The organism is Marinobacter psychrophilus (assembly GCF_001043175.1).
Lineage (GTDB): Bacteria > Pseudomonadota > Gammaproteobacteria > Pseudomonadales > Oleiphilaceae > Marinobacter > Marinobacter psychrophilus.
In genome coordinates this window covers 3404669-3427749 of sequence record NZ_CP011494.1, presented here as the reverse complement: position 1 = coordinate 3427749, position 23081 = coordinate 3404669, and the positions used below count along the sequence as shown (strand labels likewise).

The window sequence follows — 23081 nt, the reverse complement described above, 5'->3', positions numbered from 1 at the left end:
GAGGCGCACCACCATGATCAACCTGACAGGTGAACTACTAATTGATGGCCTTTGGCTCGTCGGCCACGGCGATAAATTTGAATCCCTGCACCCGGTAACGAACGAAACGATTTGGAACGGCAGCGCCGCTGGTATAGAAGACGTAGACGCAGCCGTGCGCGCCGCCCGCAAAAGCTTTCGTGTATGGCGCAACACCCGCTTTGATGAGCGCCTTGCCATTGTGAAGGCATTTGGGCAATTGCTTGAAGCCAACAAAGAGGTTTTAGCCACATTAATAGGCAGGGAAACCGGCAAGCCGCTGTGGGAGTCGCGCACTGAAGTTGCGGCGATGATCGGTAAAATCGGTATTTCAGAACAGGCCTACAACGAGCGCACTGGCACCCGTGAATCTGAGGTAGCCGCTGGCCATGCGGTGCTGCGCCACCGCCCCCACGGTGTGGTCGCGGTATTTGGCCCTTATAACTTCCCCGGGCATCTGCCTAATGGCCACATTGTGCCCGCTTTGCTGGCGGGCAATACGGTGATTTTCAAACCCAGCGAACTGACCCCGGCGGTGGCTGAACTCACGGTACGCCTGTGGCAAAACGCAGGCCTGCCAGACGGTGTGATCAACCTTATGCAAGGCGCCGCTGCGACTGGAAAAGTACTGTCCGCGCACTCGGGGCTGGATGGCCTGTTCTTTACCGGCAGCTCCGCCGTGGGCCATCGTTTGCACGAACAGCATGGCGGCCAGCCGGAGAAAATTCTGGCGTTGGAAATGGGCGGTAACAATCCGTTGATTGTGCAGAATGTAAGCGACGTAGACGCCGCCGTGCACCACACCATTCACTCGGCGTTTATATCCGCCGGCCAGCGTTGCACCTGCGCCCGCCGCCTGCTGGTTCCAAAAGGCAGCAAAGGCGATCTGTTCCTTGAACGTTTGGTGGACGTAAGCGAACGGCTGTCGGTGGCTGAATTTGACGCCGAACCCCAGCCTTTTATGGGCGCTGTAATCTCGCCCGCGGCGGCAGAGAAATTACTGGCAGCGCAGGCACAGATGGTGAAACAGGGCGCAAAAATACTGTTGGAAATGAAGCAGCTTAAAGCCAGTACCGGTTTGTTATCGCCGGGCATAATAGACGCTACCGGTCTGGAATTAGAGGATGGCGAGCACTTCGGGCCATTACTGACCGTATATCGTTACAACAACTTTGACGATGCCCTGGAACTGGCCAATAACACTCGCTTTGGCTTGGCGGCGGGTATTTTGACGGACAATAAAAAACTGTACCAGCGCCTGCTGGAAGAAACTCGAGCCGGCATTGTGAATTGGAATAAGCCGTTAACCGGCGCCAGCAGTGCAGCGCCCTTCGGTGGCATTGGAGCCAGTGGCAACCACCGCGCCAGCGCTTATTACGCCGCGGACTATTGCGCCTGGCCGATGGCGTCGCTAGAAGCCAACGCGAGTGAGCTGCCAGGCATTCTGGCACCGGGGCTTCACTTCGACTGATCCGGGTAGCACATCCACGTTTATTCAAGGCCCGCTCAGGGCCATCTGCTATGGAATCTTGAAAATGATAAATCATGCCCGAGAAGCCAACTTTGACGGGCTGGTGGGGCCTACCCACAACTATGCCGGGTTGTCCTGGGGCAACGTGGCATCGAAATCCAACGTCAGTGCGTTGTCTAATCCCAAAGAGGCTGCCCTGCAGGGGCTGGCGAAAATGAAGCAGCTTGCTGACCGGGGCTATGTGCAAGGTGTGTTGCCGCCCCACGAACGTCCGCACTTGCCGACTTTGCGTGCTTTGGGTTTTAGCGGCAACGACGCAGACGTTCTGGCGCAGGTGCTAAAAAAGTCTCCGGAATTGTTGGCGGCGGTGTCTTCCGCTGCGGCCATGTGGACCGCGAATGCGGCCACGGTTTCGCCCAGCGCTGACACCCGCGATCGGCGGGTGCATTTTACCCCGGCCAACCTGGGTGCCAAGTTTCATCGCTCCATCGAGCATGTGGTCACCGGCCGTGCTTTAAAGGCCATATTCAGCGACGAAAGCCATTTTTCCCACCACCCGGCGCTGCCAGCGGTGAGCCATTTTGGTGACGAAGGCGCGGCCAACCATACCCGCCTTTGCAGCGATTACGGTGCTCCCGGGGTGGAGCTATTCGTGTATGGCCAGCGTGCGTTGAATGATAAGGCGAAGGCGCCCAAGCGCTTCCCTGCGCGGCAGACCTTTGAGGCGTCACACGCCATTGCCCGGTTGCACAATTTGCGCGATGAAGGCGTGGTATTTGCCCAACAGAATCCGGCTGCGATTGACGCCGGTGTGTTCCACAACGACGTGATTGCGGTCGGTAATGGCAACACCCTGTTTTATCACGAGATGGCGTTTCTGAATGAAAACTCGACGCTCAATGACATTCGTGAGCGCCTGACTGGATGTGAGCTGCATGCGGTGCGGGTGAGCGGAAGTGAGGTGCCCCTGGCCGATGCGGTTTCGTCTTACCTGTTCAACAGCCAGCTCCTCAACACCGACAACGGCATGTTGCTGGCGGTGCCGGGTGAGTGCAGGGAAGTGGCCAGCGTGAGCCAGTATCTGGACAAACTGGTGGCCAGCGGCGGCCCGATTACCGCGGTGGAAGTGTTTGATGTAAAGCAGTCAATGCGTAACGGCGGAGGGCCGGCTTGCCTGCGCTTGCGGGTAGTGTTGAATGATGAAGAGCGGGCGGCGATGCATCAGGGTGTAATTCTAACAAATGTTTTATACGAGCGTTTGACTCACTGGGTAGAAGCCCATTATCGTGACAGACTCAGCCAACAGGATCTGGCCGATCCGATGTTGCTGCAGGAAGTACAAAAAGCGCTGGACGAACTCACCGGCATTCTGAGCCTGGGGTCGATTTACGATTTTCAACGGGGATAAAACCACCCATGGTGCGACCTTATTTGGGTACGGCGTTGCTAGTGGTTGCGGCATTAACGGCTGTGGCGTGTTCAAAATCGTCAGAAGATAGCGGCGCTCCTGCGTCTGCGACAGCTTCAGACCCAGCAGTTGTGCATGTTCGCACCGCGGCGGTTGAAGGCGGCGATGCTCGCGCGGTCTCCCTGCGCTTTGCCGGTATAGTGCGTGCCAGCCAGCGCGCAACGCTGACCTTTCAGCTCAGCGGAACCCTTACCGAACGTAGGGTGGAGTTGGGCCAAACGGTAGAGGTTGGCGACGTGTTGGCGCGGATTTACAGCCCCGCCCTTGAACCGGCACGGGATTCTGCCAGCGCTCGCCTGGACGAATTGACCACCAATTATCAACAGTCACAACGTGAATGGCAGCGCGCCAGCAGCCTGCGTGAACGCGGCGTGGTGTCGGAACAGGCGCTGGAACAGATCGCCGCCCGCCGCGACGGGCTCAAGGCCAGCGTTGCCACCGCCCGGGCATCTTTGGCCGAAGCCAGCAAAATGCTGGAAGAAAATACTCTGAAAGCGCCATTTTCCGGCCGGGTTGAAGCCTTGTTGGTCGAGCAGAATGAATTTGTTGCTGCCGGTCAGCCGGTGATGCGCATATCTTCACCTAAAGGGCGGGAAGTGGAAGTAAGAGTGCCAGTGTACCTGTTGGACTACGTCAGCCTGGGCGCAAGCCTGCCGGTGTGGTCGGTGCAAGATCGCAGCCAGGCTCCGGTGCAGGGCAGCGTGATTGAAATCGCCCAGGCCGGTGCCATTCGTGGCGAGCTGCAACCGCTGCTGGTGAACCTTCCAGCTAACACCCTTAATGCGGGTATGCCGGTAGAAGTGGGCATAACCCCGCAAACCACTGTGGCCTTAACCGTGCCGCTGCTGGCGGTGATACGTGACGTAAACGCCGCAGCCAGTTCCGCTTTCAGCTCTCTGTCTAGCTCCAGCTCTAATTCCATACCCGGCCCCAGCTCGAGCACCAGTGTGTTCCTTGTGCGTGATGGCGTTGCCCGACGCACGCCAGTCACGGTCTTGCGGATATTGGGTGAGCGCGCGGCCATTGAAGCCGAAAGCTTGGTGGCGGGTGATCAGGTGGTGTACGCCGGCATGACCAAACTGGCTGACGGCGACACCGTGATTGAAGCGGCGCAAGCTGTGCGCGCTCAGCCTGTAGAAGGATAGCAACACCTTGACCACACGCCGCTTGCTGAATTTTCAACGCCTGCTGGGCATGGTCGTTACGATGCTGTGCCTTTTGGGCATTGCCGCTTTCAGCACCATGCCGCGCCAGGAGGATCCATCGTTTCCCTATCGAGCGGGCCTTGTGTCGGTGGTTTATCCCGGTGCCAGCGCCGCGGATATAGAGCGCCTGGTGCTGCAACCGCTGACCGACGAATTGCGGCAAGTGGAGGAGCTGGATTACAGCCAGGGCATTGCTCGCACCGGCGTAGCGCTGCTGAGCTTGCGCCTGAAAGACACAATATATGAAACCAATCCGGCTTGGGACCGTGTGCGCCGGGCGATGGACCGGGCTCGCCGGGATTTTCCTGACGATGTGGGATTGATGGCGCTAGACGACCGCTTGATTGATATTCCGGCGATTGTGCTAGCAGTGGCGGGGTCGCCCTCTGTTACCGAGCTGACCGCAGTGGCCGAGAGGTTAAAGACGAATCTGGGTGATATCAGCGGATTGTCTCGCGTTGAGTTAGACGGCGACAGCGACGAACAGATAACCCTGGCGCTAGACGATTCTGCGCTCTTCCGCCTGGGCATCTCCCCGGCCCAAGTGTTGGACACCCTGGCACAGCGCAACCAGACCACGCCAGGCGGCTTTGTAGTAGTAAACGGCCGCCGCCTATCGATACTGCCGAACAGCCAATTTACCGACATTGAAGCCATACGCGCCACGCCCATTGAACTTCCAGACGGCTCCCAAGTGCCGCTTGCGGCGGCGGTGGAGGTGTGGCGTGGGCCAGTGGAACCGCGCCAGCCGGAAACCTGGTATGACGGCGAACGGGTGGTAACGCTGTCGCTGATAATGGAAGAAGGCACCACCGATGCCATCCGCTTTGGCCAGCAGGTGCGGGAGCGATTGCTACAGATTCAGGGTGATTTTGCGCCTTATCAGATTCACGAGATGTTTTTCCAGCCAGACAAGGTACAAGAGCGCTTGATAGGCTTGGCGTGGAGCCTGGTGCTGTCAGTGCTGATTATTGTAGCGGTGGTGTTCACTGGGATGGGCATACGCATGGGGCTTCTGGTGGCGTCCATTCTCCCGATGGTGGCGCTGATCAGCATTGGCCTTTATGACATGGGCGGCGGCGTGCTGCACCAGGTAGCCATTATCGGCATGGTGATTTCCCTCGGCATTCTGATTGATAACGCCATTGTGATTGTGGAGAACATACAGGGCCATCTGGATGAAGGCATGCACCGGCTTGATGCCCTGCGCAAAGCGGTGGGTGAGCTGGCAGGGCCTTTGGGTGCGTCAACCGGCACCACCGTCGCGGCGTTTACGCCCATGTTGTTGTCGAAAGGCGGTGCTGCCGACTTCACCCGCGGCGTGCCGATCATGATCATGCTGACGTTGTCTGTTAGCTACCTGCTGGCTATATCTGTGGTGCCATTGCTGGCGGCGCGGTTTCTGAAGGCCCGTCGTCGCGAGAAGGAAGACCGGTTGATCGGGCTTGCGCGTTTTCTTGGCGGTCTGGTGTTCTACCATCCGAAACGCTTGGTGCTGGCGGGCTCGTTATTGGTGTTTGCCAGCCTGGGCATGACGCCGTTTATGGCCCAACAGTTTTTTCCGAACGCCGACCGGCCGCGGGTGGTGGTGGAAATGTATCTGCCCGAGGGTACTGATCAAGCCCAGACATCGGCGGTGGCTGCCCAGCTGGAACACGCGATTCGCAGCCAGCCGGCGGCGCTGGATATACAGCGTTTTATCGGTTTTGCCGGCCCCAGTTTTTATTACAATCTACAGCGATCACCCCAAGCGCCCAACCGCGGCCGACTGGTGATACGCACGCCGACCCTGGCCGATACTACCGACATGATTCGCTGGGTGCGCACCTATGTGGCCGAACATCTGCCCGAGCTGGATGTGGTGGTGGGCACACTGGCGCAGGGGCCGCCGCGGGCAGCACCGGTAGAGGTGCGGATATACAACGCCAACGCGGAAGCTCGTGCCCTTGCCACCGAGCAGGTCTTTCGTGCCTTAAGGGCGACCATTGGCACAGTAGACTTGCGTCATGACCTGGATATTGGCGTGCCTGGCGTCGAAATTAACGTGGATGACGCCACCGCTGCACGCTTTGGTCTGACCCGTGCCGACGTAGCGAACAGCCTTTACGGCCAGAGTTTTGGCATAGCGGCGGAAACCTATCGCCAGGAAGACGACCCCATTCCGCTGGTGTTGCGTTCCCGCGAGGGCACGGCTATTTCGCTCGAACGGTTGCTGTCGGTGAACATCTACAACAGCCAGGGTGACGCCATACCGCTGGCGGCGTTGGCCTCGGTAGACACCCGTTGGGAAGCGGCGGTGATGTATTCCCGCAATGGTGTGGCAATCAATACGGTAGCGGCGAACCTGGTCACCGGGTTCAGCTTTAGCCAGGCTTTAGATGGCATGAATCGTGCGTTGGAATCGGACCCTTTGCCGCCGGGTACGCGGCTGGAGCTGGGCGGTGATGCCGAAGGTTCGGGCGACGCTAACGGCGCGCTGCTAAAGGCTGCGCCCATCGGTATTCTGCTGTTGTTATTCTTTCTGCTGTTGCAGTTTAATTCTTTCCGCCGGGTGGGGATTATTCTGCTGACCGTGCCGTTGGCTACCGTGGGCATATTTCCGGGGCTGGTGCTGAGCGGTTCGCCTTTTGGTTTTCAGTCATTGTTGGGGGTGATTGCTCTGGTGGGTATTGTGGTGAATAACGCCATTGTGCTGCTGGATGTGATGGATAGGGAGCTGGATAACGGCCACGACATTTTTAACGCCGTGCGCAAGGCCGTAGAACAACGCACCCGGCCCATTCTGCTGACCACCGCTACGACCGTGGCGGGTTTGCTGCCGCTGGCGTTCAGCAGCTCTACGCTATGGCCGCCCATGGCCTGGGCCATTATCTCCGGCCTGCTGGCGTCTACTGTGCTGACCCTGCTGATGATCCCTGCGGTTTGCTCGCTGCTGATCAAAGTGCCGGTAGCCGAACCGGACAACTTACCGGCCTGATCCGTTTTCCGGCTGGCTGTTTGAATTCATGGAACGTTCAAACGGCCAGTCGGGACACCAGCAATCCCACACGCTGGCCAATGGGCACGTCGCGGTTTGGAAACACAATGGCTTCTGGCCTCTCACCTACACAGTAGCGTTGATGGCTGTCTTCCCAAATGACAGTGCCCGGGGCGTATTGGGTGAAGTTTGCCACGTCATCCGGCACGTGAAACTGAAAATCCTCACCGCTGTTCAGAATTTCGTGAACCACCTGAAATATCGCCATCTCTGCTGGCTCGCCTGCTGTGGCAGCAGAAGCGGGTGCTGGTAATCCGGCCAGGCGCCGTTTCAGTGCGTTATGAATACCTTGAAAACGGCTCAGATCGTTCTGGCCGAAGGGCTTTACCTGGCCCAGCTCTACCGTAAAGCTTTGGGCTTTCAGAGCGGACGACGAAAATGAAGCAAAGGTGGTGCCCGCTTTGTGTTGCAGTAGCAGGGTATGCACATCCGCTTCCAGTAAAAAGGCGCACTGCTCAGCAGGTACCTGGCGGCCGGCCACAAACGCGTAGAGTGCGAACTTCTCCCTTTGAGAAGACCGTATGGCGGTGTGCAGATCGTAGTGGCTCAACGCCAGGCTCCGTGCCTGCGTTTGCTCGGCGAAGGTTTGGCACAGCTGTTCCAGCTGCTGCGCGCGCTCGGCTTCCGGTGTTTGACGGACTTCGTCACGCCGGTGTGCGCCGCTGAACAGTCGGTTCAGGTTGGCGTCAATAAAGCGCTGCCCCGTTACCATGGCCTGAGGGTTGCCCAGTATCAGCAAGGCGGGGCAGGCAGGCTGTAAGGCGCCACTGCGCAGTTCGTTCACTAGCTGGTTCAGCACTTCGATGGGCGCGGTTTCATTGCCGTGAACACCGGCAGAAATCATCATCGCGTCTTGATGGGTGTTTTGGCAGTCTACTGGCGGGCTAACCTGTAAAATGCCGGTGCCCAGTTGTACCAGTTCTCCCCCTCCCGGCAATCTATGGCGGCATTGGGGAAGGGCTTTGCTGGCGTTTTCCAAGGTGTGGCTTAGCCAGTCTTGTTTGCTGTTAAAAAATGCGCTGCTGGCGGTCATTGATTGCTCTTTATCAGGAATTCCTCGTCAGGAGTTCACCGGGCGCTGATGGCGTAGCAGGTGGTTTTCCAGTTTGCGGAACACAAACACCAGTATAAAAGTGAGCATCAGGTAAATCAGCGCGACGAATATGAATGCGTCAAAGGGTGCGTAGGTGCGTGCGTATATATTGCGCGCGGCGCCGGTCAAATCCACCATCGTAACCACGCTGGCAATAGCGCTGGCGTGCAGCATAAAAATCACTTCGTTCGAGTAGGCTTGAACCGCACGGCGCGCCGCGTTGGGCAGAATAATGCGGCGCATACGCAGCATCCAACTCATGCCGTAGGCTTTGGCAGCTTCAATTTCACCCATCGGCGTGGCGATAATGGCACCGCGGATAATTTCGGTGGTGTAGGCGGCTGTGTTGAGGGTAAACGCCAGCAGGGCGGGGTAAAAAGGCTCACGGAAAATATTCCACCAGAAGGTTTCCTGAATACCGGGAATCTGGGCAATGCCGTAGTAAATGATGTACAGCTGAATCAGCAGCGGCGTGCCGCGAAACAGATAGGTGAACACCCAGATCGGGCCAGACACAAACGGGTTGCGCACGGTGCGCAGAATGGCCAGGGGTAATGCAATGACAAGGCCGATCAACAGCGATAAAAATACCAGGTGCACGGTGGTTACCAAGCCATTCCAGTATTCCAGCAGAGTCATGACGGTGAAAATATCGTTCTGGTTCAGCCACTGGCTGATAATGTCTGGCATAAATCAGCTCCTCTGCACCACGCCAACATTGGCGCGAATGTCCAGCCACTTGATGAACAGCTCGGAAACCGCTGTTAGCGACAGATAAACAAAGGCCACGGGGATGAAAAAGTGGAACGGCATGCGCTCGGCTTTGGCAGCTTCTTCAGCCACTCTCACCATATCGGTCAGGCCGATAATGGATACCAACGCGGTAGTTTTCAGCAATACCTGCCAGTTGTTGCCAATGCCAGGTAGGGCATGGCGCAGCATTTGCGGAAATATAATACGTCGAAAGGTATGCCAGCGTGAAAATCCATAAGCCCGGGCAGCTTCTATCTGGCCGGTGTCTACCGCTAAAAAGGCACCGCGGAAGGTTTCGGTCATATAGGCGCCAAAAATAAGACCGATGGTGACTACGCCGGAAATAAAAGGGTCGAATTGAAAAAAGAAGTCGATTTCGTAAGCTTCCCACAACACATCAGACAGGCTGTTCACCGCTAGCTGGCCGCCGTAATAGAACAACATCATCATTACTATGTCTGGGACGCCGCGAATGCAGGTAGTGTAGGTCGTCGCTATTGCGCGCAATGGTCGGTTGTTTGACAGCTTGGCAGAGGCTCCAACCAAGCCTAAGATTAGCGATACGGCCAGCGACAGGAACGCTAGCTCCATTGTCACAAAAGCCCCGCTCAGCAGTTCCGGGCCGTAACCTTTCAGATCAAGCATGAAATATTCCGGTAATCCGGAGTGGCCAGAACGGCCACCCCGAAGGCATGATTAAACCTTGATGTCGTAAGCAAAGTACTTCTTCATGATGGCGTCGTAAGTGCCGTTTTCTTTGAGGATGTCCAGCGCTTTGTTGACACGCTCGGCCAGGTCTGTATCGCGCTTGCGCATTGCGACGCCTACGCCTTCACCCAGCTTTACTGACTCTCCGATTTCAATAAAACCTTCTTTGTTTTTGATGGTCTGTTCGCCCACCGGATAGTCTACAAATACCACGTCCAGGCGCTGGCCTTCCAGATCCAGAACCATGTCGTCGGCAGTGTTGTAACGCTTGATGTTTACAACGCCGGTCATGTTTTCAGTGACAAATGTATCCATGGTGGTGCCGCGTTGCACGCCTACGGACTTGTCTTTCATGGCGATCATGTCGGTTACGTCGATATCAAACCCTTCCGCGGCAAACCAGCCGCCCGGTGTGTTGTAGTAAGGTTTGGAGAACAGTACGCGCTCGGCGCGTTCCGGGGTGACCGACATGGAGGACATGATGGCGTCAAACTTGCGCGCCAGCAGGCCAGGAATCATGCCGTCCCAGGCTTGGATGACAAACTCGCACTTGGCGTCCATTTCTGCGCACATGGCTTCAGCCAGTTCGACTTCAAAGCCGGTGAGTTCGCCATTTTCATCTTTGTATTCGAACGGTTCGTAGGGCACATCAAAAGCAATGCGAATGCTGTCTTCGGCCTGTGCCGAACCTGTCAGCATGACCAGTGCGCAGCCAGCGGCAATTAGAATTTTTTTCATAAATCTCTCTCCAGTTGTTTGCCTTTAATGGCTTTTTTATCACTATGCCGCATAGAACGCGAATGTCAGAAAAGTTGTTCAAAAACACGATACACAAAATGAAATACGAAAAACACGATAACATCGGTTATCCGAACTTGGGAGCCAGAAATTGCTGCATCCGCTCAGATTCCGGGTTGTCGAATACCTTCGTCGGTGAGCCCTGTTCTTCAATGACGCCCTGATGCAGGAAAAGCACCTTGGTTGAAACGTCTTTGGCGAAGGCCATTTCGTGGGTCACCACAATCATAGTGCGGCCTTCTTCAGCCAAGCTTTGCATAACCCGCAACACTTCGCCCACCAGTTCCGGGTCTAGCGCTGAGGTAGGTTCGTCAAACAGCATGACGTCCGGTTCCATCGCCAGAGCTCGTGCAATCGCGGCTCTTTGTTGCTGGCCACCTGACATCTGCGCCGGATAATAGTCCTTGCGCTCGTAAATGCCGACCTTGTGCAAATAGCTTTCGGCGCGCTCGATGGCCTCCTTTTTGGGTACCTTCAGCACGTGGATGGGCGCTTCAATAATGTTTTCCAGGACGGTCATGTGCGACCAAAGATTAAAACCCTGGAAAACCATCGACAGTTTCGCGCGTATTAGTTCTACCTGGTGGTTGTTGGCAGGAATGCGCTCGCCTTTGCGATTCTGCGCAAAGCGGATGGGGTCGCCTTGCACAATAATTTCGCCGGAAGTGGGCGTTTCCAGCAGGTTAATACAGCGCAAAAAGGTGCTTTTTCCGGAACCTGAACTGCCAATCAGCGATACAACATCGCCTTTTTGAGTTTCCAGCGAAATGCCTTTTAGCACATCAAGCTTGTCGAAGGTTTTGCAAATATCCTTACAGATCAAGGGCGCTTGGTCCGCCATTGTTGGCTCCTGAGGCTACACATCAAAGGCGTCTGTTTTACGGACTGCGCCAGTGTAAATCAACACTTTTTATACGGTCTGGTTTGCCTTAATGCAAACACTTTAAAAGACACGTTCTGGTTTCGAAATAACGTGCTTTTGCGAGCATGCTACAATTTTCGGCTGTGCGCCCCTTGAATGCTTGATAGTTTGTCAAACCGTGCTCTGTATTCAGGGCCCGTTCTTTACCGAAAATACTGACCAGTCCGCTTAAGGACTGGCGCTACTGAAAAGGCAAATGTGCGTGTCGCAACTGCAATTGGCAATTTTACTGGGAATGACGGTGGCACTCGGGCCCCTGGCTTTGGATGCTTATCTGCCCGCGTTCCCGCAGATTGCCGCGGATTTGAACGTTGACCATACCGATATAGGACTTACCCTGAGCGTTTATGTAGGGGCTCTGGGGCTTTCGCAACTGGTGGGCGGGCCGCTGTCTGACCGCTACGGTCGCCAAATTATTTTGCTCGGCGGCCTATTTGTGTTCGCCGTTGCCGCAGCCATGGTTGCACAAGCGAGCAGCCTGAACGAAATGCTGGGCTGGCGGTTGGTGCAGGGCATGGGCGGCGCGTTTTGCGCGGTGTCTGTGCCGGCTATTGTGCGCGACCAGTTTCACGGTAAAGACGCAGCTCGGCTGTTTGGTCTGATTGGCCTGGTTATGTTTATAGCGCCGGCAGCTGCGCCTACTCTCGGGGTGATTTTGTTGGCATTGGCCGACTGGCCGGCGATATTCCTGATGCTGACGGGCTACGCGGTGTTTTTAGCCGTTGTGCTGAAGTTGCGCCTATTTCGCCATTTGCCAGCCAAAGAGCGGGTAAAAACCCCGGTATCTACTCTGGTCACAAACTACAGTCTGGTGCTGAGACACTGGGTGACCATGCGTTTTGTTGCCATACAAGCACTGTGTTTCAGCGCTATGCTGGTGTTTATAACCCACGCATCGTTTATTTATCAGGAATGGTTTGGCCTCTCCAACACCCTGTTTTCTGCGCTGTTTGCCGCCAATATTGTGTTAATGGCCAGCCTCAACATAGTTAACCGATATTTGTTAAGGCACTTCGAGGCGGTGTCGATTCTGCGAGTATCGGTATTGTTGCAGTTCATCGCGTTGCTGGTGTTAGTGGCGCTGGCTTGGGTTGGGGCTCCCTGGTGGGTCACTGCTGGCTGCATTGTGACGGCCGTAGGCTTTATGGGTTCTATTATTCCCAACAATATGGCGAATGCTCTGGAGTTTTTTCCGCACCTGGGTGGCACGGCTGCGGCGATGCTGGGCGCTACTCAATTCACCCTGGCCGGCGCCATCAGTGCATTTTCCACCACGGTGGTGAAGGAGTCTTTGTTGAACGTAGTGATTGTGATGGCGGTGTGCTCAATGCTTGCGGCCATACTGGCGTTCGGTGCGCCGCGAGCTGTTCGCCGCGAGGTTGCAAAAAACGAAGCTGCTGCCAATGCCGCTGTGCTACCCAGGCCCGCAGCCCCAAACTAACGGCAGCTCGACCACGATTACCGCAGAACTGGGGGCCTGATCAAAAGGTCGATAATGCTGCTGGGCAGGCTCAGTTCTATATCAAGCCGCGTGAGGATTAGCTTGTGATAGAGGCTTCATAATCCTTGATGATCGCGGAGAGTTGATCCTTAAGGCTCAACCTCTTTTTCTTTTGAGTTTCCAGATATTCATCTGATGTTGTTTCTACTTCGGTTTCAATGCGATGCACTTCGTGCTGTAAATTGTGGTACTCCTCAAACAGTTTAGCGAAGTGCTGGTCAGACATTTTTAGCTTATGGATCGTATCTTTAGATTCCGGAAATTCATGGATAAGGTCGTGTTTTTCAATGGGCATTGAGAGACTCTTGTGATGTGTTGAGTTGTTTACTTAAGTTTAGTGTAGGCGCTCTGAGGATGCGCTGATTGATGCCGGTCAAGAACACTCCAAGGTACTGTTACGAAGGCAGAAACCGGCACGAAGGCAGAAATCGGAAGTCAGTGTTGCCGCTACAGGAAGACTTCCCTGAGAGACAGCGTGTTTTTAGTGATGCGTTCGGCCCCGGTGGCTGTAATGCGGACCGTTTCGCTGAAACCGACGCCAAACTCGCCCGGTTTGCGCAGGCAGATTGGCAGATGAAACACCATGTCTTGCTCCAGAATTGCCGGGTTGTCTGTGGTTATAAACATGGAGCCGGCGACCCACGATGGCGGAAACGACGCACCGACCGGGTAGCCAAATACGCCAGAGAAAAACGCACGGTCGACGATTGGCGCTAGCGCGAGCTCGCCTGCACGGGCTGCCGAGGCGAAGGTTGACCCGGCGCGCGCGGCCGACATCACTGCTGCCAGAACTTCAAGACAGACCGCATGAAATTCACGAATTTCGGCGGAAGCTTCGCCAACGACGGCGGTACGCATCATAGGCGCGGTGTAGCGTTTGCGAACCGCACCGAATTCAGTGAACACCACATCTCCGCGTACAACCTCGTAACCCGCATGATTGGTATGAATGATGCCGCTGCGCGCGCCAGTCGTTACAATCGGTTGCATGCTCATGAATTCGCTGCCGGCCCCCAGCATGGAGCTGGCTCCAGCCCGGGCAATTTCATGGTCGACCACACCCGCTTTTATTACCGCTGTTGCTGCGTTTAGACCGGCGTTGGTAATGGCGGCGCTTTCGGCAAGATACGCCAGTTCGGCGGACGATTTAACCAGTCGAACCCGATCGATCAGTGCGCCGAAATCGATAAATGTGGCGGCGTCTAACGTGTTCTTGAGTGCCGAAAGCAGTCCCGGCCGAAAAGAGCCCGCCCAGGGGTTAAAGCCGATTCGCGGTGTTGTGCTTCCCGCCGTGCGGCTCACCTGAGCAGCCAGATCGCTTGCCACTGTTTCGGGCGCCTGCCATGGATAGCCAATAACGTCGTCCACCCGGCTCAGATACACGGCAGGGCCCATCTCAATGGCCGGCACGAACAGCACGGTTCTATCGAACGCGACTAGCAGCACGCACTGGACCGAGACCTCGAAGGTCGTGTATCCGGTCAGATAACACAGTTCGCTGGCTTCGGTCAGTAGTAACAGGTCAAGTTGGGCTTCGGCCATTCTCTGACGAACAGAGGCGAGCCTTGCCTCGTATTCGTCTGGCTTGAACGCCAGTACGGGCTCGGGGAAGTGGCTTTGCAGTTTTTCGCGGTAGGTAAGGTAATCCATAAAATGATCTCTCGCCGTTGCGGAAGAAGGCCCTCATTAGTCGTGCATTCATGTTCAGTTTGCAAGAAAAAAGGGATTTGGATTGCTATGGCAATTAAACTGACTTCGTAACAGACTCATCGTAATAACCCATATGCCGCGCAACAACCGGAGGGTGTTATGATTAGGTCATTCAACCAGAAGCCGCCAATGGAGAAATAACGATGGCGAAAAAGAAAGCACAGCCGACAAAACACAGCGCGGTTCAACGCGAACTCAGAACCCCGAAGTACCAGATGCGGGTAGTGGAGAACAAAAGTAAATACCGCCGCAGCCGTGACAAAACAACAAGGATGGAGGATTTTCGCAAGGCTGCCTGACTGGCTGTTTTACGAAAGTCCTTCGTTTCAACGTCCTTCGTTTCAGAGGCGAGACAGATTCATTTTCTGACCTGCCTCTGATCAGCAGAATAACGCCTTACGGGAATTGATGGGTGCAGATATTCTGGCTTAAACGCAACCTGAGGCTTCAGGACTCAGAGCCTTTTTTTGAAAGCATGCGAGCCTTCCGCAAGAAGGGGCAAGTGCTTCCCCTCTACTGTCACGAGCCTGAGCTGATTCAGCAGCCAGACGTTTCAAGGCAGCACCAGTTATTCATTCAGGAAACTCTTGAAGAGCTTGATCGTGATTTTCAGTCGATTGGAGGCAAGCTCCTTCAGGTTGTTGGCGAAACGGTGGATGTTCTTGATCGCATCCACCGCGTGCAGCCTCTAACCAAGATATGGACCCATCAGGAAACCACTCAAAACAGCCAGTTCCAGCGAGACAAAGCGGTTGCTGCCTGGTGTGCCGACCATGGCGTTGAACTGCTGGAGCTCGCGCAAAACGGGATTGCCAGAGGGTCGCAAAAGCCCGAGTTATTCCCTCCTTATTTTGCCGGCTCTGTGTCATTCAAACTTCGTGACCCTATTGGCACCGACCTAGCCGAGCGATTCGCGCCCCTGCCGTTTCCGTCTTGTGATCCGAAGGGAATACCAAAAGCGGCTGGAACAGACAAACCGCTGAGGCAGAAGGGCGGGCGGTCACAGGCCATCAAAAATTTAAATCGATTCTTCACCGTTCCGTATTTAAAGCAATACCCGTTTCAGATATCCAGCCCGAATACGGCTTGGCAGGGCTGTTCGCGGATATCAACGTATCTGGCATACGGTATTGTCTCAGACAGAGAGATATTCCAGGCTGTGGATCGAGTAGTAACCGACGCACACAGCCGGATGAACGCTGACCAGTTCAGTAAGTTTCAGGAAAACGCGCGTTTCTATCTAGATAGGTTGAGCTGGCGCCGGCAGTATATGCAAACATTTGAAACCCGCCCCGAGCTGGAATTTGAGTGCATGCTTGCACAGTTTAACGGTGTCCGCGAGGCAGATTACTGGGAAGGGCGTTCTTTAACGCATTCTTTAACGCCTTTTTTAGGACAATCTGAACAACACTTCATTGCTTGGAAACAGGGGCTGACCGGGTTCCCCTATGTTGATGCGGCGATGAGGTTCCTCAACCAAACCGGTTGGATTAACATGCGTCTGCGGGCAACCCTGGTCTCATTCGCTACTATGAATCTGTGGATACCCACCACCAAAGTGGCGGAATATCTGGCCACCGAGTTTCTGGATTACGAGCCGGGCATTCATCATGTTATTCATCAGATTATAGCGGGCACCACAGAATTCAACGAGCTTATGGTTTATGACCCGGTAAAACAGGGCAGGGACCATGATCTTGACGGGCATTTTATCCACAAGTGGGTTCCGGAACTTGCGGATGTGCCCGGCAGTGAACTTCATGACTTGTCTAAGACGGCGTTCAGGCTGTCAAAAAACGCCGAAATTCTCGGTTATATGCCTTACCCGGAAGCCATTGTGGATCATCGGACAACGGCAAAAAAAGCCAAAGACAGGGTGAGCGATTTGCGACGAAGCGATTCAGACCGCCACAGAGCGTTCGTGGAGAAGTCGAGCGAACACAAGCAGGATTTTCAGCAGTCACTGTTCTGAATCAGCAGTGACTGTTCTGAATAGGGAGAAAGTGGTCGGCTGGCCGCAACTGAGAGGGATTTATGAAAACAAACCTGCCCCGATACAATAGAGAGCGCATCAGAGAGGTTTTTAGCGCATTTCTACTACTGGGCCTGACGTCCTTTGGCGGTCCTATTGCCCATCTTGGCTACTTTCGTACGGAGTTTGTAGAACGCCGTCGCTGGCTTTCCGAGCAGGCTTACGCCGACCTTGTCGCCTTGTGTCAGTTTTTACCCGGACCAGCCAGCAGTCAGGTAGGTTTCGCACTGGGCCTGATGCGAGCCGGCCCTTGGGGTGCAGCTGCAGCCTGGGCAGCTTTCATGCTGCCTTCAGCCATTGTATTGGTGCTGTTCGCTTTGGGTGCCGGGATGCTTGATGGCCCCGTAAGCCAAGGCATCATTCACGGCTTGAAAGTGACAGCGGTGGCGATAGTCGCTCATGCGGTATGGGGAATGGCGCGCAATTTATGCCCTGACCGCCAGCGCGCGGGCATCGCTCTGGCAGCGGTGTTCACTGTGGTGTTGTTCAACGGCTCGTTGGGCCAAGTCACGGCCATCGTAATTGGCGCCTTAGCGGGCATGGTGCTGTGCCGGGTTCAGGCTGACAACGACTCACCCGAGTTGCTGTTACCGGTTTCTGCCCGTGTCGGCTTCTTGGCGGGGCTCATCTTCGTTGTTTTGCTGGTCGGCCTGCCGTTACTGGCTTGGGTTACCCCTTCAGCCACTGTGGCGGTTATGGATGCCTTTTATCGCGCTGGCGCCCTGGTGTTTGGCGGTGGTCACGTGGTGTTGCCCTTACTGGAAGCCGAGGTGGTGCAATCCGGTTGGGTTGGGGCGAACGAATTTCTGGCAGGCTATGGTGCCGCTCAGGCCGTGCCCGGGCCTTTGTTCACCTTTGCCTCCTATCTTGGCGCAGTGATGACACCGCTCGGAGGTAGCCTGTTCGGAGCTGCCCTGGCGCTATTTATGATCTTTTTGCCCGGAATGCTGTTACTGCTGGCGGTGTTGCCTCACTGGAATCGGTTTCGGCGTTGGGGCAGCGCGCGGGCATTGATGAGTGGTGCCAATGCAGCCGTGGTAGGCATTTTGGCGGCAGCGCTTTATCAGCCGGTGTGGACCAGCGCCATTCTGGGCGCCTACGAATTTGCGTTGGCACTGACCGGCTTTCTCCTTTTAAGCGTATGGAAATTACCGGCGTGGGTAGTGGTGATTGTGTTGGCAAGCGGCGGCATTCTCATCACCATATGATGGCAAATCGTTTAACACGCATGGTTTAACACACATCGCCAGCTGCGCCGGTTTTCCAAAGCTCTCCTTTTGCATGAAGAGGCTATTTGATGGCATTTTTTGGTAAGAAAAAACAAGCACTGCAGGCCGCTCTCGACAAGCTTGAGGTTGCCGAAAAGCGGATTATCGAGCTGGAGGCGGATTTCGAGGCCATTAAAGAATCCTCGGCCGTTCTGGTGCTTACCCCGGATGGCCTGATTGACCGGGTAAGCGACGCATTTCTTGCGCTGCTGGGATACAAGGCTGAAGAGTTAACCGGGAAGCATCACCGTGTGCTGTGCGAGAAAGCCTATACCCGTAGCGAAGAATACATCGTGTTCTGGCGAAGTCTGGTTATTGGCGTTGCACAGAACGGGCGTTTTCTGAATCTTGATGCAAGCGGGCAGGGTGTTTGGCTGAATGCACGTTATCTGCCGGTAAGAATCAATAAGGGCATGGTCAGGCGCATTATTGTGGTGGTAGAGCCGACTGAAAGCTAGTCATGCCTTGGTTTGACGTGTTCCATTTTGCCTCTTTACACTTTATAGACAAAACGCGAAGTGTCCCCACTGATAATCTAGGGGATAACCGGTACTATTGCCCCTCAATGACGCGGGCGAAAATTTCCGCCCATTCCCTGACACACACAAAAGACCTACCAGCGATGAAAAATCTGACCATTCAGACGCGTGTGCTGTTGCTCGCACTCTTGCCTGTAATCGTACTTACGGCGTTTCTGACCACGTATAACTTGAATCAGGCCAAGGGTATTGGCGACAGCGCAGTGGCGGGTTTTTCCTCCGACATGGAGCTAAGCAAGCGCCAGGAGCTGAAAAACTATATTGAGCTTGCGCGTACTTCAATTGCCCATCTTTATAACCAGCCTGGTTCTGCTAAAGATCCTGATGTGCGTCAGAAAGCATGGGAAATACTGCGTCAGCTGAGATTTAATGACTCCGGAAGTCCGGGTTACATTTTCGCCTACGACACCAGTGGCGTAAGTGTCATGCATGGCGTGAAACCGGCGCTCGAAGGCAAGAATCTCTGGAACTTTCAGGATCCTAATGGGATTTACCTGATCCGCGAACTGGTAAAAGTGGCTTCTGACGGCGGTGGCTACGTTTCTTATGGGTGGCAGAACGAAGCCACAGGCAAAGTGGCCCCGAAACTGGGTTACGCAGAGATGCTACCGCAGTGGAATATCATGATTGGTACAGGGTTCTGGGTAGACGGTCTGGAAGAACAGGTCGCTGCCATGGACAGCAAAGTCGGGGATGCATTGGATAACGCTGTCATTGGTTCAGTGACGACCTCACTGATTGCGCTGGTTATTATTGGGCTTTTTGCCCTGGTTGTTGTCCGTAGCATTATCCGCCCATTGAAATCCGCAGTATCTGCAATGAACGATATCGCCAGCGGCGACGGCGACTTGACCCGTCGACTGGACATAGACGGTAAAGATGAGTTGAGTCAGTTGGCAATCGCATTTAACAGCTTTGCGGATCAGGTGCACGGACTGGTTGAGCAGGTTCTCTCATCCACGGGTACTTTGAACGAAGCCTCTGCAGAACTGAGTCAGGTAATGGAGGAGTCAACGCAGGGCGTGGAGCGTCAAAAATCCGAGAGTGATCAGGTGGCAACCGCCATGAACGAGATGACAGCGGCAGCACAGGAAGTGGCTAATAACGCCAGCGAAGCTTCTGATGCTGCGGACCGTGCCAACGTTCAGGTAGTGGATGCCCAGGGCTTGGTACATCAGACCATCGAGGTAATCGGCGGTTTATCGGAGCAGGTTGCGGAAGGCGTTAAGGTGATTGAAAGACTGGGTGTGGACTCCCGGAAAGTCGACAGTGTTTTAGAAGTGATTCGTGCGATTGCCGATCAGACCAACCTGCTGGCCCTGAATGCGGCCATAGAGGCTGCGCGCGCCGGCGAAGCTGGTCGAGGCTTTGCGGTGGTCGCAGATGAAGTTCGCACATTGGCAAGCCGGACTCAAAAGAGTACCCAGGAAATTCAAGAGACGATTGAACGGCTGCAAACCGGCGCAAGCAATGCTGTGAAGCTGATTGGTGCAATCAGTGAACGGAGTGAAGCGACCGTCGTGGAAACCCGTCAAGTAAATGAAGCGCTGAAGAGAATTAATCTGGCTGTTGGTACCATCAACGAGATGAACATCCAGATTGCCAGTGCTGCCGAGGAGCAAACCAGCGTCTCCGAGACCATCAATCAGAATGTTCACGAGATCGTTGCTATAACAGAGCAAACCGCCCAAGGAACTCGTAGGGCTGGGGCGGCCACACAACGGCTCAAGGCGCTGGCGGCAGATATGTCAGACCAGGTCAGCCGTTACCGCGTGTGAGTGGGAATGATGGTGAGCGTGAGTTAAAAATTAAGTGCTTGGCAAATGACATTGGTAGCGCTGTGTAGTGGGGATGAATAACGTTGACACAAAACTTACTGTTATTACTCGGCCAGTATCATCCTGTTGTGATCGAGGGAATGGGTGGCTACGACCCACGGGATCCTGCGCTTGTGGCAGCTGAGGTCTCAGAGCGACTTATGTCGTACTGGGGCCAAAATCAGGTACAAAAGCCAAAGCTTCTCATCACACAAGGTGACCCGCTGGAAGAGCGGGGTATCTCTGCAATTACACCTTTGGTTGCGGCCAGATTTGGTTTGTCCCGCGGCCTTGTCTGTCTAGACGAGGAGATCGCTGAGTACCACTCGCCCAATGCTGACCGAGACAATGTGATTCTGGAGGTTAAATATTCCCAGCTAGTTGCTGTGTTAAACCATAGCCGGCCAGGAGTAATGGAGCGTTTGGAAAGGGCAATCGAGGATCGCATCGACAGGAAGAATCAAAAACGTAAAGCTCTGGGCGAAAACCCACTAAAAGACTACTTCCGTGATTTTGCGTTGTTGCAGGAAGTGACCAAGGCCGCGTGCTCGCAGCTGTGTCAAGGTATTACGGTTGCCCACACGTCCAGTGAAATCAGTGAATTTTCGGTTACCGGTTTTTACACGGTCGGGCTCGAACTGGGATTAGTCGATCCAGATGACATGGTGCCGTGACGCCAGCGACTTAACTGTTTGGTGCCGCCGGGTTTTTAATGCTGCTCAGGCCGTCTATCAAAGCGTCGCAAACCTGCTCGTGGTTCAGGACATCGCCCCGAATCGTCAGATCAGCATAGCGGGAATACAGGGCGGACCGCTCCTCATAAAGCTCTAAAAGCGATTGGTCAGGCTTCTTTGAAATACCCCTGAGGCTGAAATCACCAATCCGCGCAAACACGGTATCCAGAGAGATATCGAGGAAGACAACGGTGCCTCCGGTCTTGAGATGCCTCATGGCTGCGTCACTATAGACGGCGCTGCCACCGGTGCTGATGACGTGCTGTTGCGCATTCAAGTTCAACAGCACCTGTTCCTCTGCCTTGCGCAAGGCAACGTATCCATCCTGGTCAACAATGTGCTGAAGCGTACGGCCAGTTTCTTGCTGTATCAATAAATCGGTGTCGATAAAGCCCAGTCCGAGTCTCTTGGCAACCAGCACACCCACCGTGCTTTTACCGCTGCCGGGCATACCAACAAAGATGAGGTTCTGGGACTTTTCTAGCATGTCGTACACCCTGATTTGCGAGACCGCTTAACCTTCAATCTTCAAAACTCATCCTTTTTGCCGGGCTTCTGCCCGTCGACAGGCTGCCGCAGTGAACAGCACGTCGGTGGAAGAGTTAAGGGCTGTTTCAGTGGAATCTTGCACCACGCTGATCACGAAGCCAATAGCGACCACCTGCATGGCAACTTCAATGGGCACGCCAAAAAGACTGGTTGCCAGAGGAATTAAAAGCAACGAGCCGCCGGCGACGCCGGAAACACCGCAAGCCGCCAGGGCCGAGACCACGCAAAGAATCAGTGCGGTGGGAAAATCAACGGGAATGCCAAGGGTATTCGCCGTAGCCAGAGTAATCACCGAAATGGTGACAGCGGCGCCGGCCATGTTGATGGTTGCGCCCAGTGGGATAGAAATTGCGTAGGTGTCTGGATCCAGCTTCATGCGCTCACACAGCGCAAGATTAACGGGTATGTTAGCAGCCGAGCTGCGGGTGAAAAAAGCGGTGATAGCGCTGCCGCGCAAACATTCGAACACCAGCGGGTAAGGGTTGCTGCGAATCTGCCAGAACACCAGTAGCGGATTCGTTACCAGCGCCACAAACACCATGCAGCCGACAATAACCCCAAGCAGCTGGCCATACTCCAGCAAAGCACCCACGCCCGCCTCTGCCAGCGTATTAGCAACAAGCCCGAAAATGCCCAGAGGCGCAAGGCGGATAACGCCACGAACAATTCCGGAGACAGCGTCAGAAAGGTCGTTAAGACCCTGGCGCGTGGCCTCGCTGGCGTTACGCAACATAAAACCAAGACCAATCGCCCAAGCCAGTATGGCGATGAAGTTGGCTTCCATCATTGCGGTTACAGGATTGGCGACAGCGCTGAGTAACAAATTTGTCAGAATTTCGCCAACACCCGAAGGCGGGTTGCCAGTCACGCCAGTCAGGTCAAGTGTTAGCTCTGTGGGCATCAGAAAACTGGCCGTCACTGCAACCACGGCTGCCGCAAGCGTTCCTGTGATGTAAAGAACCAATACCCCGCGGATATGGGTGGGCTGCCCTTGTTTATGCCCTGAGATGGCTGCAGCCACCAGCACAAAAACTAATACAGGCGCCACGGCTTTTAAGGCCGAGACAAACAGCTGACCGAGAAGCGCAAAAGAGCCCGCAACTTCTGGCGATATAATGACCAGCAGTACACCGGCTGCAATGCCGATGGCAATCTGAGAAACAAGACTCAGCCGCATCACTGATCGGAAAACAGAGCTCAATCCAGAAAACATGAAAACCTCAGGGTATGGTTTTGAAAAACGGACAGTGATTTGATTGGCGATTGGGGAAAATGATCAAGCCGGCCAACGGGTCGCCGCCACAGTAGACATCTGGCAGGGCTATGGCAACGCAAAGTTAAGATACATGTTGAGAGTCTGGTCCTACGCCTGAGGACGGTTTTTGATTTGGCCTATCAGATTGCGGTTCCCCAGGGCTGAAATACTGACATGCTCATTTCTTCTGGTCCGCTAATAGT

General features: G+C 54.8%; 20 protein-coding genes. 11 read left to right on the top strand and 9 right to left on the bottom strand.

From position 1 onward, the window contains the following. Window positions 1-13: 13 nt before the first annotated feature. From astD to ABA45_RS15550, 4 genes are all read left to right on the top strand, one after another. A complete protein-coding gene (gene astD / locus ABA45_RS15565) occupies window positions 14-1489 on the top strand; it encodes a succinylglutamate-semialdehyde dehydrogenase (RefSeq protein ID WP_048387651.1) in 1476 nt (491 codons plus the stop codon). Window positions 1490-1553: 64 nt separating this feature from the next. Further along, a complete protein-coding gene (gene astB / locus ABA45_RS15560; protein WP_048387649.1) occupies window positions 1554-2897 on the top strand; it encodes an N-succinylarginine dihydrolase in 1344 nt (447 codons plus the stop codon). A gap of 8 nt (window positions 2898-2905) precedes the next feature. Then, window positions 2906-4102, top strand: a complete 1197-nt coding sequence (locus ABA45_RS15555) for an efflux RND transporter periplasmic adaptor subunit (RefSeq protein WP_227506054.1) — start codon at window positions 2906-2908, stop codon at window positions 4100-4102. Window positions 4103-4151: 49 nt separating this feature from the next. After that, window positions 4152-7139 carry an efflux RND transporter permease subunit gene (locus ABA45_RS15550; RefSeq protein ID WP_048389158.1) on the top strand — a complete coding sequence of 996 codons (2988 nt, stop codon included), beginning with the start codon at window positions 4152-4154 and terminating at the stop codon, window positions 7137-7139. Between the two features lie 37 nt (window positions 7140-7176). On the opposite strand, the gene astE is transcribed toward ABA45_RS15550, so the two are convergent. The 5 genes from astE to ABA45_RS15525 all read right to left on the bottom strand — a co-directional run bounded on the left by astE (window position 7177) and on the right by ABA45_RS15525 (window position 11392). Beyond that, window positions 7177-8232 carry a succinylglutamate desuccinylase gene (astE, locus tag ABA45_RS15545; protein ID WP_048387646.1) on the bottom strand — a complete coding sequence of 352 codons (1056 nt, stop codon included), beginning with the start codon at window positions 8230-8232 and terminating at the stop codon, window positions 7177-7179. A gap of 27 nt (window positions 8233-8259) precedes the next feature. Beyond that, complete coding sequence (locus tag ABA45_RS15540; protein ID WP_048387644.1) at window positions 8260-8982, bottom strand: ABC transporter permease; 723 nt, start codon at window positions 8980-8982, stop codon at window positions 8260-8262. Window positions 8983-8985: 3 nt separating this feature from the next. Beyond that, window positions 8986-9690, bottom strand: coding sequence for an ABC transporter permease (locus tag ABA45_RS15535; RefSeq protein ID WP_014872561.1), 705 nt, complete (start codon window positions 9688-9690; stop codon window positions 8986-8988). A gap of 51 nt (window positions 9691-9741) precedes the next feature. After that, complete coding sequence (locus tag ABA45_RS15530) at window positions 9742-10491, bottom strand: transporter substrate-binding domain-containing protein (RefSeq protein WP_048387642.1); 750 nt, start codon at window positions 10489-10491, stop codon at window positions 9742-9744. A gap of 127 nt (window positions 10492-10618) precedes the next feature. Next, window positions 10619-11392: an ABC transporter ATP-binding protein gene (locus tag ABA45_RS15525; RefSeq protein WP_007349373.1), complete on the bottom strand. Its 774-nt coding sequence runs from the start codon at window positions 11390-11392 to the stop codon at window positions 10619-10621. Between the two features lie 283 nt (window positions 11393-11675). Between ABA45_RS15525 and ABA45_RS15520 the strand changes: the two genes are divergently transcribed. After that, window positions 11676-12914, top strand: coding sequence for a multidrug effflux MFS transporter (locus ABA45_RS15520; RefSeq protein ID WP_048387640.1), 1239 nt, complete (start codon window positions 11676-11678; stop codon window positions 12912-12914). Window positions 12915-13011: 97 nt separating this feature from the next. Here ABA45_RS15520 and ABA45_RS15515 read toward each other — a convergent pair whose 3' ends face one another. Together ABA45_RS15515 and ABA45_RS15510 are read right to left on the bottom strand one after the other, a co-directional pair. Then, on the bottom strand, window positions 13012-13269 hold the full coding sequence (locus ABA45_RS15515; RefSeq protein ID WP_048387638.1) for a YdcH family protein: 258 nt from the start codon (window positions 13267-13269) through the stop codon (window positions 13012-13014). 152 nt (window positions 13270-13421) lie between these two features. Further along, entirely contained in the window at window positions 13422-14624 is a 1203-nt protein-coding gene (locus ABA45_RS15510; RefSeq protein ID WP_048387636.1) for a M24 family metallopeptidase, read from the bottom strand. Window positions 14625-14827: 203 nt separating this feature from the next. Between ABA45_RS15510 and ABA45_RS19110 the strand changes: the two genes are divergently transcribed. The 6 genes from ABA45_RS19110 to ABA45_RS15485 all read left to right on the top strand — a co-directional run bounded on the left by ABA45_RS19110 (window position 14828) and on the right by ABA45_RS15485 (window position 21014). Continuing rightward, window positions 14828-14983: a hypothetical protein gene (locus ABA45_RS19110; protein ID WP_007349376.1), complete on the top strand. Its 156-nt coding sequence runs from the start codon at window positions 14828-14830 to the stop codon at window positions 14981-14983. A 113-nt stretch (window positions 14984-15096) separates the two neighbouring features. Continuing rightward, entirely contained in the window at window positions 15097-16656 is a 1560-nt protein-coding gene (locus ABA45_RS15505; RefSeq protein ID WP_048387634.1) for an FAD-binding domain-containing protein, read from the top strand. A 62-nt stretch (window positions 16657-16718) separates the two neighbouring features. Further along, entirely contained in the window at window positions 16719-17924 is a 1206-nt protein-coding gene (gene chrA / locus ABA45_RS15500; protein WP_048387631.1) for a chromate efflux transporter, read from the top strand. An 89-nt stretch (window positions 17925-18013) separates the two neighbouring features. Next, window positions 18014-18442: a PAS domain-containing protein gene (locus ABA45_RS15495; RefSeq protein ID WP_048387629.1), complete on the top strand. Its 429-nt coding sequence runs from the start codon at window positions 18014-18016 to the stop codon at window positions 18440-18442. Window positions 18443-18606: 164 nt separating this feature from the next. Next, window positions 18607-20301, top strand: coding sequence for a methyl-accepting chemotaxis protein (locus tag ABA45_RS15490; RefSeq protein WP_048387627.1), 1695 nt, complete (start codon window positions 18607-18609; stop codon window positions 20299-20301). Window positions 20302-20384: 83 nt separating this feature from the next. Next, window positions 20385-21014, top strand: coding sequence for a hypothetical protein (locus ABA45_RS15485; RefSeq protein WP_048387626.1), 630 nt, complete (start codon window positions 20385-20387; stop codon window positions 21012-21014). Window positions 21015-21024: 10 nt separating this feature from the next. Here ABA45_RS15485 and ABA45_RS15480 read toward each other — a convergent pair whose 3' ends face one another. Both ABA45_RS15480 and sstT read right to left on the bottom strand, forming a co-directional pair. Then, window positions 21025-21561: a shikimate kinase gene (locus ABA45_RS15480; RefSeq protein ID WP_048387623.1), complete on the bottom strand. Its 537-nt coding sequence runs from the start codon at window positions 21559-21561 to the stop codon at window positions 21025-21027. 48 nt (window positions 21562-21609) lie between these two features. Then, window positions 21610-22836, bottom strand: coding sequence for a serine/threonine transporter SstT (gene sstT, locus ABA45_RS15475; protein WP_048387621.1), 1227 nt, complete (start codon window positions 22834-22836; stop codon window positions 21610-21612). Window positions 22837-23081: the final 245 nt, after the last annotated feature.

Coding starts and splice junctions, on each gene's coding strand:
- astB (WP_048387649.1), top strand. CDS start 1,554: ATGATAAATCATGCCCGAGAAGCCAACTTTGACGGGCTGGTGGGGCCT.
- ABA45_RS15530 (WP_048387642.1), bottom strand. CDS start 10,491: ATGAAAAAAATTCTAATTGCCGCTGGCTGCGCACTGGTCATGCTGACA.
- ABA45_RS15535 (WP_014872561.1), bottom strand. CDS start 9,690: ATGCTTGATCTGAAAGGTTACGGCCCGGAACTGCTGAGCGGGGCTTTT.
- sstT (WP_048387621.1), bottom strand. CDS start 22,836: ATGTTTTCTGGATTGAGCTCTGTTTTCCGATCAGTGATGCGGCTGAGT.
- astD (WP_048387651.1), top strand. CDS start 14: ATGATCAACCTGACAGGTGAACTACTAATTGATGGCCTTTGGCTCGTC.
- ABA45_RS15555 (WP_227506054.1), top strand. CDS start 2,906: ATGGTGCGACCTTATTTGGGTACGGCGTTGCTAGTGGTTGCGGCATTA.
- ABA45_RS19110 (WP_007349376.1), top strand. CDS start 14,828: ATGGCGAAAAAGAAAGCACAGCCGACAAAACACAGCGCGGTTCAACGC.
- ABA45_RS15515 (WP_048387638.1), bottom strand. CDS start 13,269: ATGCCCATTGAAAAACACGACCTTATCCATGAATTTCCGGAATCTAAA.
- ABA45_RS15480 (WP_048387623.1), bottom strand. CDS start 21,561: ATGCTAGAAAAGTCCCAGAACCTCATCTTTGTTGGTATGCCCGGCAGC.
- ABA45_RS15550 (WP_048389158.1), top strand. CDS start 4,152: ATGGTCGTTACGATGCTGTGCCTTTTGGGCATTGCCGCTTTCAGCACC.
- ABA45_RS15490 (WP_048387627.1), top strand. CDS start 18,607: ATGAAAAATCTGACCATTCAGACGCGTGTGCTGTTGCTCGCACTCTTG.
- ABA45_RS15540 (WP_048387644.1), bottom strand. CDS start 8,982: ATGCCAGACATTATCAGCCAGTGGCTGAACCAGAACGATATTTTCACC.
- ABA45_RS15525 (WP_007349373.1), bottom strand. CDS start 11,392: ATGGCGGACCAAGCGCCCTTGATCTGTAAGGATATTTGCAAAACCTTC.
- ABA45_RS15495 (WP_048387629.1), top strand. CDS start 18,014: ATGGCATTTTTTGGTAAGAAAAAACAAGCACTGCAGGCCGCTCTCGAC.
- ABA45_RS15510 (WP_048387636.1), bottom strand. CDS start 14,624: ATGGATTACCTTACCTACCGCGAAAAACTGCAAAGCCACTTCCCCGAG.
- chrA (WP_048387631.1), top strand. CDS start 16,719: ATGAAAACAAACCTGCCCCGATACAATAGAGAGCGCATCAGAGAGGTT.
- astE (WP_048387646.1), bottom strand. CDS start 8,232: ATGACCGCCAGCAGCGCATTTTTTAACAGCAAACAAGACTGGCTAAGC.